General features: G+C 58.2%; 10 protein-coding genes, 4 pseudogenes and 1 other annotated feature. Of the genes and pseudogenes, 6 read left to right on the top strand and 8 right to left on the bottom strand.

Translation table 11 applies throughout. The features are described 5' to 3' along the window. Window positions 1-4 precede the first annotated feature (4 nt). Genes modC through modA form a run of 3 tightly spaced genes read right to left on the bottom strand, consistent with a single transcriptional unit; the run spans window position 5 to window position 2607 of the window. Window positions 5-1075 carry a molybdenum ABC transporter ATP-binding protein gene (modC, locus tag ACQY1K_RS23005; protein WP_325264198.1) on the bottom strand — a complete coding sequence of 357 codons (1071 nt, stop codon included), beginning with the start codon at window positions 1073-1075 and terminating at the stop codon, window positions 5-7. After that, entirely contained in the window at window positions 1072-1773 is a 702-nt protein-coding gene (gene modB, locus ACQY1K_RS23000) for a molybdate ABC transporter permease subunit (protein WP_430259729.1), read from the bottom strand. Before modB ends, modC begins: the two co-directional genes overlap by 4 nt. Before the next feature lie 48 nt (window positions 1774-1821). Continuing rightward, the gene (gene modA, locus ACQY1K_RS22995) at window positions 1822-2607 is read right to left on the bottom strand and encodes a molybdate ABC transporter substrate-binding protein (RefSeq protein WP_113166555.1); all 786 of its coding nucleotides are present in this window, start codon (window positions 2605-2607) and stop codon (window positions 1822-1824) included. Window positions 2608-3071: 464 nt separating this feature from the next. Between modA and ACQY1K_RS22990 the strand changes: the two genes are divergently transcribed. Further along, complete coding sequence (locus ACQY1K_RS22990; RefSeq protein WP_430259727.1) at window positions 3072-3416, top strand: hypothetical protein; 345 nt, start codon at window positions 3072-3074, stop codon at window positions 3414-3416. A 1162-nt stretch (window positions 3417-4578) separates the two neighbouring features. On the opposite strand, the gene ACQY1K_RS22985 is transcribed toward ACQY1K_RS22990, so the two are convergent. Continuing rightward, window positions 4579-5807 (bottom strand): IS3 family transposase gene (locus ACQY1K_RS22985; protein WP_430259725.1). Its coding sequence is split into 2 segments (ribosomal slippage): window positions 4579-5513 and window positions 5513-5807, totalling 1230 coding nucleotides; the frame shifts between segments, so codons are not numbered across the junction. Beyond that, window positions 5410-5526, bottom strand: a sequence feature (AL1L pseudoknot). (Overlaps the previous gene by 117 nt.) Before the next feature lie 50 nt (window positions 5808-5857). Between ACQY1K_RS22985 and ACQY1K_RS22980 the strand changes: the two are divergent. From ACQY1K_RS22980 to ACQY1K_RS22965, 4 genes and pseudogenes are all read left to right on the top strand, one after another. Continuing rightward, a pseudogene (locus ACQY1K_RS22980) lies at window positions 5858-6142 on the top strand (ISNCY family transposase); the annotation flags it as partial. A 229-nt stretch (window positions 6143-6371) separates the two neighbouring features. Beyond that, window positions 6372-6676: pseudogene (locus ACQY1K_RS22975) on the top strand (helix-turn-helix domain-containing protein); the annotation flags it as partial. After that, window positions 6588-6770: a hypothetical protein gene (locus tag ACQY1K_RS22970; RefSeq protein ID WP_430260647.1), complete on the top strand. Its 183-nt coding sequence runs from the start codon at window positions 6588-6590 to the stop codon at window positions 6768-6770. The pseudogene ACQY1K_RS22975 and the gene ACQY1K_RS22970, both read left to right, overlap by 89 nt. Window positions 6771-7293: 523 nt before the next feature. Then, complete coding sequence (locus ACQY1K_RS22965; RefSeq protein WP_430259723.1) at window positions 7294-8079, top strand: ABC transporter permease; 786 nt, start codon at window positions 7294-7296, stop codon at window positions 8077-8079. A 654-nt stretch (window positions 8080-8733) separates the two neighbouring features. On the opposite strand, the pseudogene ACQY1K_RS22960 reads toward ACQY1K_RS22965, so the two are convergent. Then, window positions 8734-9036 (bottom strand): annotated as a pseudogene (locus ACQY1K_RS22960) (integrase core domain-containing protein); the annotation flags it as partial. A gap of 4 nt (window positions 9037-9040) precedes the next feature. Further along, window positions 9041-10091 (bottom strand): annotated as a pseudogene (locus ACQY1K_RS22955) (IS30 family transposase); the annotation flags it as partial. An 81-nt stretch (window positions 10092-10172) separates the two neighbouring features. Between ACQY1K_RS22955 and ACQY1K_RS22950 the strand changes: the two are divergent. Continuing rightward, window positions 10173-11311, top strand: a protein-coding gene (locus ACQY1K_RS22950) for an IS3 family transposase (protein ID WP_430257338.1) whose coding sequence is annotated in 2 segments (ribosomal slippage) — window positions 10173-10440 and window positions 10440-11311 — 1140 coding nt in all. Because the reading frame shifts where the segments join, the coding sequence is not laid out codon by codon here. 61 nt (window positions 11312-11372) lie between these two features. Here the strand turns inward: ACQY1K_RS22950 and ACQY1K_RS22945 are convergent. Together ACQY1K_RS22945 and ACQY1K_RS22940 are read right to left on the bottom strand one after the other, a co-directional pair. Beyond that, window positions 11373-12794: an FAD-binding oxidoreductase gene (locus ACQY1K_RS22945; protein ID WP_430245366.1), complete on the bottom strand. Its 1422-nt coding sequence runs from the start codon at window positions 12792-12794 to the stop codon at window positions 11373-11375. A gap of 3 nt (window positions 12795-12797) precedes the next feature. Continuing rightward, a complete protein-coding gene (locus tag ACQY1K_RS22940; protein ID WP_430259721.1) occupies window positions 12798-13583 on the bottom strand; it encodes an enoyl-CoA hydratase in 786 nt (261 codons plus the stop codon). Window position 13584: the final 1 nt, after the last annotated feature.

Raw genomic sequence — 13584 nt, 5'->3', positions numbered from 1 at the left:
CCAATTACCGTGCCAGGGCGACGGTCTTGATCACCGCATAGACGGGAAGTCCGGCTTGAAGTGCAAGACGCTCAACCGACAGGCCGGTGATCCGGGCAAGCACCACGTCTTCGCCACACCGGATCTTGACGCGCACCATGCCCTCCCCTTCGGCATCCATCTGGGCGATCTGCCCTTCCAGAATGTTGAGGGCGCTCAGCCCTTCGGGCTTCCTGGTGGCGAGCATCACATCTCGCTCCGGCACATGGAGCCTGACGCTCTGTCCAACCTGCGCCCGCGCGTTCGAAACGACGAGAACTTCGGACGAAAGCCGCACAGTCGCCAAGCCATGCGCCGAATCGATTGCTTCGACGGTTCCGGAAAGCACCACGCCGGCTTCGCGGCGCTCTGTGGCCAGCACTTGGCTGCCGGACAGCACGTCCGACGGTGTGCCTGATATCTCCACCCGACCGTCGCTCATCATCACGACGCGGTCCGAGAGCCTCGCCACTTCCGCGACCGAATGGCTGACATAGACGATGGGCATCGCGGTCTCATCGCGCATCCGCTCCAGATAGGGCAGGATTTCGGCCTTTCGCTCGTCGTCGAGCGCTGCGAGTGGTTCGTCCATCAGGAGCAGTCTGGGTGACGACAAAAGCGCTCGGCCGATCGCCACGCGCTGCTTTTCGCCACCGGAAAGGTTGCCCGGCCGGCGGTCGAGGAGCGGACCGATGCCGAGCAGTTCGACAACATGCGAGATATTCTCGACCTGCCCTGACTTGGGCGCGAACCATTTTCCGTAAAGAAGATTCTGACGGACGCTTAGGTGCGGGAAGAGCCGTGCTTCCTGGAAGACATATCCGAAGCGACGCCTGTGCATTGGCACGAAGATGCCACGGTCGGTATCCAGCAAGACATCGCCGTCAATCTCGATCCGTCCGCGCTGCGGTTTGGAGAGGCCGGCAATGGCGCGCACCAGCGATGTCTTTCCGGATCCCGAGCGGCCGAACAGCGCCGTCACGCCGCCTGTCGAGGTGAAGGATGCGTCGAGCACGAAGCTCTTGAACGACTGCCGCACGTCCACGATCATCGTCATTCGACCGCCACCTTGCGTCCGACCAGATAGGCCATGAATTCGGACGCGAGCAGCGCCGCAAACGAGATCGCGATCGCCACGATGGTAAGACGCATGGCGCCGACATCACCGCCGGGAACCTGCGTGAACGTGTAGATCGCCGCCGACAGCGTCTGCGTTTCGCCGGGGATATTGGACACGAATGTGATCGTCGCACCGAATTCACCCATGGCCTTTGCGAAGGCGAGGATCATACCGGCGATAATGCCGGGAAGAATGAGCGGCAGGGTAACGGTCAGGAAGACCCAGAGGGGACTGGCGCCAAGCGTTCCGGCCGCCTCCTCCAGCTTCCGATCGACAGTCTCGATCGACAGCCGGATCGAGCGGACCATCAGGGGAAATCCCATCACCCCGCAGGCAAGGGCGGCACCCGTCCAGCGAAAGGAGAGGACGATGCCGAGATAGTCCGCGAGGAACGAGCCCACCACGCCACGTCTTCCGAAGACGATGAGCAACAGGAACCCGGTCACAACAGGCGGCAGGATCAGCGGCAGAAGCACGATGCCGTTGAGGATCGATTTGCCCCAGAATTTTCCGCGCGCCAAGACATAGGCGACGAGAATGCCGAGGGGCAGGCTGACAAGGACGGCCACGCTCGAGACCCGAAGGCTCAGGCGCACCGCCGTCCATTCCTCCTCGCTGAGTACCAACCAGTCCAACGCTGCTTCCCTTCAGACATCAGCCCAAGGGGGCCAAGTCAAACTGGCTTACTTCAGAACCGTAAAGCCTTCCTTCTCGAAGAAAGGCGCGGCTTTGGCGGACTTCAGGTAATCAAGATATCCCGCGGCATCCGGCGATTTTGAATCCGATAGAATCGCAATCGGGTAGATAATCGGCGCATGGCTGTCCGCGGGGAAGGTTCCGACCACCGCGACACCCGGATCGGCAGCGGCATCGGTTGCATAGACGATGCCGTAAGGCGCTTCGCCGCGCGACACCAGCGCGAGCGCTGCCCTCACACTTTCGGCACCGGCGACGCTTTTTTCGACCGAAGACCAAATGCCGAGCTTTTCCAGCGCCGACTTTGCGTATTTGCCCGCAGGCACCGAATTCGGCTCACCCATGGCAAGCTTGCCGCCGTTCAAAAGCCGGGCAAGGTCGAGACCCCTGATGATATCGACCGGTGCGGCATTCTCTTTGGGCGCGACCAGCACGATTTGATTTCCGAGCCAGTTGGACTTTGTGTCTTCCTTCACCAGAGCCTTGCCGGACAGATAGTTCATCCAGTCGAGATCCGCGGAGACGAACACGTCTGCCGGCGCACCGCTTTCGATCTGCTTGGCGAGCGCCGAGCTTGCCGCATAGGAGGCGGTCACCGGCTTGCCATAGGCCTTGTTGGCAGCGTCGAGCGCATTCTTCATGCTGGCTGCAGCAAACACCGTCACCTTCTCATCCGCCGCGGCCGGAGCAGCCAGCAAGGTGAGAGACAGGGAGGCTACGAGGACGGTCAGCAACCCTTGAAAAACACAGGAACGTCGTGTCTTATCATTCATCCAATCGCGCGCCCAGGCATAAGCAAGATATCCATCTCGATATATCGCACGCGGAATTTTTGCCAAGGGATATATTCGGCGAAATATCTCGCTGGGTAAGCCAATCCAGAACGCTCCTGTTGTAGGTCACGTAAAATGTCCGAAAATCAAATTATGTCCTAACAGGCAGCCGTGCCGTCTTTATAGGATTAATGTCCTAGATAACGTTTGCGATCACCGCTTTTGGTGCGGCCGTGATCGAGAAGCCTGCCGCCAACTGAGCCGTGGCGAAGCCCCATGACGTCGCCTTCAACTATCCGGGCAAATGAGGGCTTGATTCGACGTCTGCTCTCCCGAACCAAATGACTGTAAGCAACACCCAGTGTAAACGTCGTGATGGGCTGGCAGACACCGGCAAGCACCGCAACAGCCTTCTTCCTTGCAACCGAAACCGGAAGACTCCTGTTCGAACACAGGAGTTAGACATGAACCAGCTTCATCCACGCCGATATCCGGAAGCTTTCCGCGGTCAGCTGCAACGGCTTGAACGCCTCGCACCCGGTATCACCACACCGAGCGCGGACTTCCAGCCCGACACTCGTCTCCTCGATATCGAGCAAACTGGCATCCCTGACGATGAGATGGTATCGGCACACGCTCGCCTACAGCACTTGGAGCGCTTAATCGCCGACTGGTGCAGCGATGGCGAAACCTCGTTTGAAGTGGCGTTCGGGTGCAATCCAGACGTCATCTCAATCGAATTCTCAGAGGCGCCGCCGACGGTAACCTACGTTCAATTCACAGAAAGCTCCGCACTCGGGCTTCAATAAATCAAAGACCTTCGGATTGAAGGCGTCTACATGCGCGAAGTGGTTGTTCGCGGAGCATTTTCCGTTGAGCTCACTTTTGTGTGCCAAGAGCCCGGCTGGAAAACAATGGACTGCTGCCTTTACGCGGAGGCAGTGAAGATCAGCTCCCGAGCTTGTATCGGCAGCATTCCCCTTAGTCTAAGCCATCGGTCTCCAACATGATTGAACGCTTTGAAGGGGATCCGCGCCTTCTCGATGAACCAGCACTCGCATACGCGCTGCTGTGTGCTTCTGACTTCGCTGCATCGCGCCCATGGAGCGGATACAAGTTCTAACCATGAACGTATATTCAATCGTCCCGCTCGTTTCGAGAGGCATAGCAGACGGACTGACGAAAGTGATCGTTCATCCGCGACTTGAAGGCGTTAACGCTCGGCGGCAACGCCTTACAAAGTTGATTGGCATATCAACGGGCGCGATAACGGCTACGGAAGCAGTTCACTCAATCTTTGATATGGCTCTTGAGGCGAGAGCGACTCGTCATTTTCTCTAAGACTGCTTGCCATATAGATACGGGTGCCTTCTTGAGAAGCTGAATCGCGAAAGACCGGCAATCCAGGTGCAAGATCTGCGATGTCGTAGAATAGCACAATGAAGAGGCCACGTTTGATCGCATACCGGAGAACGGCATACAGGTCGTGGAAAACTTAATTTCGTGGTCGTGTGCGGCGTCCTCGTCGACGTGGAACATCCAACCAACATCGCCATATGGACCGCCGAGCATCGGCCAGTCCATGCAATCAGTAGATGCCAGGAAAGCGTTCGTCGCATCGGTTAGATGCGCAGTGCTAAGGACCAATATCTTACAAGAGTTCACGGCGTCGATCCGCGTGGCGCTATCCTTATGCTTCGGGCCCTTCCGAACCCGTGTCAAGCAGTGATCTAGAAAAAAATGCCGCAACTGTTCATCAATTAGACGCCAGACAGCGACGAACCTGGGGTCGCCGGGTTCATCGACTCGTCAAACGATTGGCAAGTTACTTTTCCGTCCAACTCGGTAGCGCACAGAAAGCCGATAAGAACATCATCATCGAATATCGCAGCGCTGATACGGCCCGTTTGATACGATCCAGAATCTAGAGCATGAACCGCGCCGGGTTTGCCGGAGGCCATTTCGTTTAAGTTATGCGGCCATGGCTGCTTCGTCCAGCATGGCGTAATATCGCTCCTCGGCTTTGGCTGGCGGTATATTCCCAATCGGTTCGAGAAGTCGTCGGTGGTTGAACCAGTCGACCCATTCAAGAGTGGCGAATTCCACTGTCTCGAAGCTCCTCCATGGTCCACGCCGATGGATGACCTCGGCCTTGTAGAGACCGTTGATCGTTTCTGCGAGCGCGTTATCGTAGCTGTCACCGAAACTCCCGACGGACGGCTCGATGCCTGCCTCTGCCAGGCGTTCGGAATACCTGATCGAAACGTATTGAACACCGCGATCCGAATGATGCACAAGGCCGCCGCCATGCGCAGGACGCCGATCATGAAGTGCCTGCTCCAGCGCATCGAGGACGAAGCTTGCATGTGCTGTCCGGCTCGCCCGCCAGCCGACGATGCGACGAGCAAAGACGTCGATGACAAAGGCCACGTAGACGAAACCCTGCCAAGTAGCGACATAGGTGAAATCCGAAACCCACAGCCTGTTTGGCGCAGGGGCTTTAAACTGGCGGTTCACCCGGTCAAGCGGGCTTGGAGCCGTCTTGTCCGAGAACGTCGTGCGGATCGGCTTTCCCCGAATAACAGCTTGCAGGCTCATCGACCTCATAAGCCGAGCAACGGTGCAGCGGGCGGCGTCGAAGCCTTCACGCTTCAACTGCCGCCAGACTTTACGAACGCCATAGACCCGAAAGTTCTGCTCGAAGACGCGACGGATCTCGATCTTCAGGCTGATATCGCTGCGGGCGCGGACCGACAGGCGATCCACGTCCAGTCGTTTGGCGACATTCTCATGGTAGGTTGATGGGGCAATCGGCAGCAGCTTGCAGATCGGCTCGACCCCGAACACGCTACGGTGTTCGTCGATGAACGAGATCATCGCTTGAAGGGGCGGTCGAGCTCCGCCATGGCGAAATATGCAGAAGCTTTGCGCAAAATCTCGTTGGCCTGACGAAGCTCCCGGTTCTCCCGCTCAAGAGCCTTCATCTTCTCGGCCACATCGCTCGGCAGGCCTGCTCTTTTACCGCTGTCGACCTCGGACTTCTTCACCCATTCATGCAGCGTGGCTGGCGAGCAGCCGATCTTGGCCGCAATAGATGAAACGGCAGCCCAGCGGGATGGATGCTCGGCTTCGTGATCCAGCACCATACGAATGGCACGTTGACGGACTTCAGGTGAAAACTTGTTCGTTGCCTTGCTCATGATGACTCCACTTTCTCAGAAGTTGGAGCCTCCAGCAAACCCGGCGCGGTTCATTGCGCTCTGTGCATCGCGCTGAGGTCGTCGACAATAAGCGGCTGGACGACATGTTGTCGATCGTCACTGAGATGCAGGCAGGGCGGGAACTTGAGCGCAGCAAAAGCGGTCCACGCCGCACCGGCCAGACGGATCATATGTTTGGCATTCGTGACGGTAGCACAGCCAACGGCTACCAGAAGCGCGGCCGCAAGCCGGGACCGAGGACGGATTTCATGAACGATCCGGAAGTCATCGCCAAAAGGCAGAAAGCTCTGGCGCGGATGGAGGCTGCAGAATGACTGGGCCTAAAGCCCAAGGAGAATGTTATCAGCCGCCCCAGCTCCTCCCTTGCAACCCGGCCGGCCGGTCAGATCGGGGGCTGACCACCAGAGCAAGTGTCGCGTTTCTAACTGGCGAACAATGTCGCAGTCCTTTTTAGCTTTGACATAGATTGTATTGGGGTAGGTTCAAGGATGAAGTGCGACTGGCGACAGATAACAGTAGCTTATCGGTTGCAAGGAACGACCCATGAAGCGCACCTACTCCAAGATTGAGATAAATGAACGCTGCAAGATTGCTCGTTGGCGAATGGCCGGCATCTGTGTTGAGGTGATTGCCGAGAAACTCGGACGGCATCGGTCGACGACTTTCCGCGAGCTCAGACAGAATCCGTTCGAGGATCAGAAGATGCCGACCTCAGCGGCTACTACTGCGTGACGGCGAATTCGATGGCACGTGAGCGACGTGGCTAAACTACGTAAGCTCGCGCGGTTCTCGGATCTGCGTCAGTCGGTTATCGACCACATCCTGCTGGCTGGCCGCCGCAGCAGTTACATATGCCTCGGGGCCGGATCGAAGGCGTGGGAAGAGAGTGAGAAGGTCTACGGTTATCTCAGCCCCAATGACGTTGAAACCAAAGTGGGATAGCTTAACTCAGCGTCCGAAAAACCAGCGGCACGCAACTTTGGCTGGAATTTGGTCGGAGGTGAGTGGCCTCCGCTTGGCCGAGAGTTGCGGAATGAACACAAATAACCTTGAAATCTCCCTAACCTATGATCGCAAAGCTTACGTGGTCGGTCCAGACGGAAATCATGAAGATCTTTCTTAGCTCCACTCGAAAGAGAAATTAGGGCTTGCCAAGGCTGTGCAGAAGCGCTGGCGTGATTATTGCCAGCCCGCTATCCTTGAGTATGCTGCCGACCAGACGGGCGGTGAGCACGACCCAGAAATGTTGGAGTGGGCGCGAAATCGCGTTTTTGACCGGTAATTGACTCTTCAGAACTGCCGCATCGATCTATCGCTAAGTGGACGTTGGCACTCTTCCAGGTGAGCTACCTTTCGACTATGGCCGGCCCCCGTGGAGTTTGACCACACCCTGCACCTTGTTAAGTCCGTCGAACAGGCGTAACGGAGCAGCTACTTACTTGGAGGAGCACCGTTGCAAGGGATATTGCGCAATCTTTCCGTAGGCCTTCGACGGCAGACCCAAGTTCTCATCGCGCTCACGATCAGAGAGGTCCGACTGAGGAACAGCAAGCATGCTTTCAGCCAGTTGATGGATCTCGGCGAAGCTATCATTTTCATTCTGGTGCACTGGGTCCTATTCTACTTCCTCCATAGGAAGCTTTTGATAGGGGACAGCTTACTGCTATTCATAACTACCGGGATCTTCCCCGTTCTCTTCTTCCGAACGATAAGCATCAGAGCGGCCTCGGCAATCGAGGCGTCAAAATCGGTTACAGCTATTCCTTCTATCGAGCCGATCGACTATTCGATTGCCCGGACAGTCGTCGAGGTTCTAGCTTTTTCGGTCACGTTTATTACATTTTTCGCGACCATCGCGTTTTTCGAGATTTCGAAGCTCGCGATTCCTTATAATATACTGGCGCTTATTCAATTCATTTTCTTGATAATACCTTTTGCGTTTGGCATTGGGCTGATCAATTCGTTTCTTTCATACCTTTTTCCGCTTTGGAAAACGCTGTGGTCTTTTGTTTCGCGTGCCCAAATCTTCTTCAGTGCCGTCTTCTACATCCCTGAATATATGCCGCCGGCCGTCAAAGAGATAATTGCGTATAACCCGATTCTGCACTTCGTCTCCTTGTTCCGAACTGCTTTCTATCCGACCTATCCGACGCATCTCTTGTCCGTAAGCTATGTCGCTTGGTGGACCGCGGGGACGCTAATTGTGGGCTTGGCTCTAGAGCGAGCGCTCCGAATACACAGGCACGGCTGACTCGTGGCGTGCTTCGTTGTTTTCCTCGTCACCCCGATGGCCATACTGGTCTGCGCAGTCGCGATTTACCTGAGGGCCCTTCGGGTAGTTTTTGCGTTGCCGCTTGCGGGCGCCGCTGCATTTTGGGGGAGCCCGTTCTTGGCAACCAGCGCTGCCCCAGGAATGGGGGCGATGATGTGGCTCGCCTCCTTCTGTGCTCTGACGTGGGCCGCATGCGAGGTCACAAGGCTACATTAAGGCGGGACTGTAGCGAGCGCTTCATTCCGGCGCTCCTCGACTGATCATCAAGATAAGCTCGCTTCGGCGGGCCTTTTTGTCGCCCACCAATACCGGAGACCACCATGACCACGCTTCGCACCAGCGCTGAGATCAGGTACATGGCAGGCGAGCCGGCTGGGGTGGGAAAATGAGCCATCAGCACATGGCACCGGCTTATTGCTGCGGAACGGGAACCCACTGTTGATGGCTGTTCTGATGAGCCAAGCCCAAGCTTTAATCGGGCTTGAGCCTTGCTTCTTGATCTCGATGAAGATCGGAGCGCCACCTAGCGGAGATACTGCCCAAGCGTTCACTTTTGAACCGTCAGCTGCGGTGACAGCGCCGGGATTAAAGCCCTGAACCGCGCCGGGTTTGCCAGAGGCCATTTCGTTTAAGTTATGCGGCCATGGCTGCTTCGTCCAGCATGGCGAAATATCGGGCCTCGGCTTCGGCTGGCGGTATATTCCCATTCGGTTCGAGAAGTCGTCGTTGGTTGAACCAGTCGACCCATTCAAGAGTGGCGAATTCCATTGTCTCGAAGCTCCTCCATGGTCCACGCCGGTGGATGACCTCGGCCTTGTAGAGACCGATGATCGTTTCTGCGAGCGCGTTATCGTAGCTGTCACCGACACTCCCGACGGACGGCTCGATGCCTGCCTCTGCCAGGCGTTCGGAATACCTGATCGAAACATATTGGGCAGATTCAAGCGGTCGTCGCAACAGTGTCCTTTCTACCGCCTCGCCAGGAATTAGTCGAGGATTCCAGCAGGTGTTTTCCAGCTGAGCGTTTTGCGCGGTCTTGTATTTAGAGAGTGAGCTACAGCATCCAGCTCTCCACTCGTATGGCGGCTCAGATCCGTGCCTTTAGGAAAGTACTGGCGCAATAGACCATTCGTGTTCTCGTTGGAACCACGTTGCCATGGGCTCTGCGGATCGCAGAAGTAGACCGTCAAGCCGGTGTCGATGCGCAGCTCGGCATGTTGGGCCATTTCCGCTCCCTGATCCCATGTGAGCGATTGCCATCGAGCGAACAATGCTTTGCGGACTGCTTCCGCGCCATGTCCCGCGAGCGCGGGTCCGTTCTTCACTCGCGGACCCTGTTGATGCCCTTCCATGCGGGGGACGTGTAGGAGCATCGTGAAGCGTGAACTTCGCTCGACAAGGGTGCCGATGGCCGAGCTCCCAAGACCCAGAATAAGGTCACCTTCCCAATGACCTGGCACCGCCCGATCCTCGATTTCGGCGGGCCGGTCGCTGATCATGACAGCATCACCAATGAAGGACTTGTTCCGAGATCGTGATCGTTCGCGTGGCACACGCAGCGCTCGGCCGGTGCGTAAGCAGGCGGTAAGCTCCCTGCGCAACGCTCCGCGCCCCTGGATATACAGCGACTGATAAATCGCCTCGTGACTGATCCTCATGGCCTCATTCTCTGGATAGTCAATCTTAAGGCGGTGCGCGATTTGCTCTGGGCTCCACGCCGTCGACCACCTGCGGCTCTGACGGTGAACCGCTCGCCGCTTCTTCCACATCACTACCGGGCCGTCGAAAGCGAGCCCCCCTCCGTTGAAGGCTTTACCAGCCAAACGCTCCTCAACATATCGGCGGAGGATCGGATTGCTCGCTAATTTGCATGCGCGCGGTCGACGGGCAGCGCGGTCAGCATGCCATTGCACCGTGCTTGGTCGGTAGTCCAGCCGACTACTTCGGGTAGCAGCATTACGGCGGATTTCCCGTGAGACTGTGCTTGCAGAGGTGGCTCGGGAAATCTGCACAGCGGGGATAAGTGGAATTTCTGCCTGACTTCGGCTTAGATGCCAGGAACAGGAGATACCATGACGAGACGACCGCGCCGGAACCATAGCCCGGCTTTCAAGGCAAAAGTGGCGCTCGCCGCCATTCGAGGCGAGCAGACGCTGGTGGAACTGTCCCAGCAGTTCGACGTGCACGCCAACCAGATCAAGCAGTGGAAAGACCAGCTCCTTGAGGGAGCGACAGGCGTTTTCGGCGATGAAGCGAAGGCGGAACCGGCGGGTCCAACCGTCGATGTCAAAACGCTGCACGCCAAGATCGGGGAGCTGACGCTGGAGAATGATTTTTTAGCCGGAGCGCTCGGCAAGGCGGGATTGCTGAGCGGAAAGAAATGATCGACCGCGAGCATAAGCTATCCGTCGTGCGCCAGGCGAAGCTTCTCGGCTTCAGCCGTGGCAGCGTCTATTATTCGCCGCGTCCGGTGTCTGACGGCGATCTGGCTCTGATGCGCCGGATCGACGAGTTGCATCTCGACTACCCATTTGCCGGAAGTCGGATGTTGCAAGGGCTCTTGAGGGGAGAAGGGCTGGAGACTGGGCGGCTGCACGTCGCCACGCTGATGAAGAAGATGGGCATCGAGGCGATCTACCGTCGCCCGAACACTTCGAAACCGGCTCCCGGTCACAAAATCTATCCGTATCTCCTCCGCAAGCTGGCGGTCACCCGCCCCAACCAGGTCTGGGCGATGGACCTGACCTACATCCCCATGGCGCGGGGCTTCGTCTATCTTTGCGCGGTCGTCGACTGGTTCAGTCGGAGGGTTTTGTCGTGGCGGCTGTCGATCACGATGGAAGCAGCCTTCTGTATCGAAGCGGTCGAGGAAGCGCTTGCCCGCTACGGAAAGCCGGACATCTTCAACACCGATCAGGGCTCGCAGTTTACCTCCGTCGACTTCACGGCGGTGCTGAAAAAGGCTGAGATTGCCATCTCGATGGATGGCAAGGGTGCGTGGCGGGACAACGTCTTCGTCGAGCGGCTCTGGCGTTCGATCAAATACGAGGAAGTCTACCTCCACGCCTATAAAACAGTGTCCGAGGCCCGCGCTGGCATCCGCCGCTATCTGACCTTTTACAATAGCCGACGCCCACATTCATCCCTTGACCGGAGGACGCCGGATCAGGCCTACTTCAACGCGCTGGCACCAATGATGGTGGCGGCATAATCGAGGCGGAAATCCACTTAGCGAAACGCCCGAAACTGTTCAGACAAACCGAGCCAGCTCTCTATCCGATTTTCGCGACCCCCACCTCGCCGGGCGAGGTGACCGCCTTTAGGCCCCGTGCCAGACGCTTGAGCGTGTCAGGCGTATAAAGATCGTAGTAGGCCTGGTTTTTGCGACCAATGCCGTGTTCGGCACTAAAGCTGCCGCCGAATTCTTCCACTGCGACCTTGAACACCCAGTCGCGCAACCGCTCTTGGAAGGTCGGGTCCGCCGCCTGCGCACCAGTTTCTGACACCACGACATTCAGATGCACACCGCCATCGGCGATATGGCCGAAATCGCAGATGGTGGTCTCGGGGAAGAGCACCGGCATGTCGCGTTTCATCCGCTCGCAGAAATTCATGATCTCGCCGCGTCGGAAGGACACGTCCAGCGCCGTGAGTTTTCCGGCATGCTTGACGCCCTCAGACAGAGCATGCCGCATCGCCCACATCTCGTGGGCAGGCCCGACGAGAGCGTCAGCGAGCGGCGCTTCCGCGCTTTCCCAGATTTCGGCCAGCACCGCATTCAGCACGTCCTCGAGCGCCTCTTCACCGTCGCGGCGTTTCCAGGTGCGGCTCAACTCCATCAGGATCGTGTAGTCTGGCACCACTCCGCCCTGAAACGGATTGCGCAGGCTTGGAAAATGCGCCAGCGCTGCGCGCATTGAGTTGCCGGACATGCCCTCGAATGCCGAGAGATAGGCGCCGAGCCGGTCCTCCATCATCCGCAGCAGCGGCATGACGTGGACGGCGCTCTGCGGCACGAGATAGGCCGTCGCAGACTGTTGCGGCATCTGTTCCAGATTGAGCACGGCCTCCGTGACGATACCGAACACGCCGAACGTTCCTATGAAGACCTGCTTCCAGTCGAGGCCTGTGTTGTTTTTGCGCAGGTCCTTGCCCAGGTCGACCACCGTGCCGTCCGCATCCGCCATCACCGCCGTCAGGCCGAGGGTATTGCGCCGGACATCGCCGTATTTGAGAAAGCGCGATCCACCGGTATTGGTCGCCAGCATGCCGCCGATGGCCGGATCAGCACCGAGGTCGATCGGGAAGAAAAGCCCGTGCGGTTCCAGTCGCCGGTTGACCTCGGACAGCCGCATCCCCGCACCCACGCGCAGCGATCGGTTGTCGACATCAAGTTCGAACACCTGCGTCACACGGTCGAGGCTGAGCACGACCTGATTGCCGGATTGATCCGGCGTCGACCCCGAAACCACGCCCGTATTGCCCGATTGCGGGACGACCGCGATGCCCGCGCCGACACAATAGGCCAGGCTATCAGACACCTCTTCCGTACTGCGCGGTCGCAGCACGAGCGCGGCGACCCCCCGGTCGAACCGAATGCCGGTCTGGTAAGGCGCGATATCCTGCTCATCGGTAAGCATGCCCTTGTCGCAGAGGATCCGCCCGAGAGCGTCGATATGCCGTCGATCGATCATCCTCTATTCCTGCATGATCGACCATTGCGGTCGCCGTTTCTGCAGGAAGGCGTCGATGCCTTCTCGCGCGTCGTCCAGCATCAGGTTGTCGGTCATGATCTGCGAGGCCAGCCGGTAGGCATCCTCGACCGAGAGTTGCGCCTGCGCCGCGAATGCCTGTTTGCCGATGCCGACGACCGTACCGGACTTCGAACCTATGTTTTTTGCCCACTGCAGGACTGTCGCCTCCAGTTCGGCATGTGGCACGGCACGATTGACAAGCCCGATCTCGACCGCCTTCTGCGCGTCGACGGTTTCGCCCGTCAACAGCATTTCCATCGCCGCCTTGCGGCCTACTGCCCGCGAAAGCGCCACCATCGGCGTCGAACAGAACAAGCCGATATTGACCCCCGGCGTCGCGAACCGCGTATCGTCGGCGCAGATCGCCAGATCGCAGGTGGCGACGAGCTGGCAGCCGGCAGCCGTGGCAATGCCGTGCACCTGAGCAATCACCGGCTGCGACAGGTTGCCGATGGTCAGCATCAGCCGCGAGCAGGTGTCGAAGATGCGGGCTGCGGCGCGGTCATCGCTGGCGCGCATTTCCTTCAGGTCATGGCCGGAGCAGAAAGCAGGCCCTTCGCCGCGCAGGATGACCACTCGCACGGAGCGATCTGCGCCAATCACCTCCAGCGTCTCGCAAAGCACGTCCATTAGGGCCAGCGACAGGGCATTGCGCTGGGCCGGGCGATTGAGAGTAAGCGTCGCGATGCCGTTCGCGTCGGAGCGGATCAGAAGATCGTCCGGAGTCATT

This window comes from Neorhizobium sp. IRS_2294 (assembly GCF_050500145.1).
GTDB classification, from domain to species: domain Bacteria; phylum Pseudomonadota; class Alphaproteobacteria; order Rhizobiales; family Rhizobiaceae; genus Neorhizobium; species Neorhizobium soli.
The sequence above is the reverse complement of the archived record's forward strand: the minus strand, read 5'-3'. Positions and strand labels throughout refer to the sequence as shown.

What these genes read in the sequence shown, in the direction of transcription:
- modC (WP_325264198.1), bottom strand. Translation starts at nt 1,075, where the DNA reads ATGACGATGATCGTGGACGTGCGGCAGTCGTTCAAGAGCTTCGTGCTC.
- modA (WP_113166555.1), bottom strand. Translation starts at nt 2,607, where the DNA reads ATGAATGATAAGACACGACGTTCCTGTGTTTTTCAAGGGTTGCTGACC.
- ACQY1K_RS22990 (WP_430259727.1), top strand. Translation starts at nt 3,072, where the DNA reads ATGAACCAGCTTCATCCACGCCGATATCCGGAAGCTTTCCGCGGTCAG.
- ACQY1K_RS22945 (WP_430245366.1), bottom strand. Translation starts at nt 12,794, where the DNA reads ATGATCGATCGACGGCATATCGACGCTCTCGGGCGGATCCTCTGCGAC.
- ACQY1K_RS22940 (WP_430259721.1), bottom strand. Translation starts at nt 13,583, where the DNA reads ATGACTCCGGACGATCTTCTGATCCGCTCCGACGCGAACGGCATCGCG.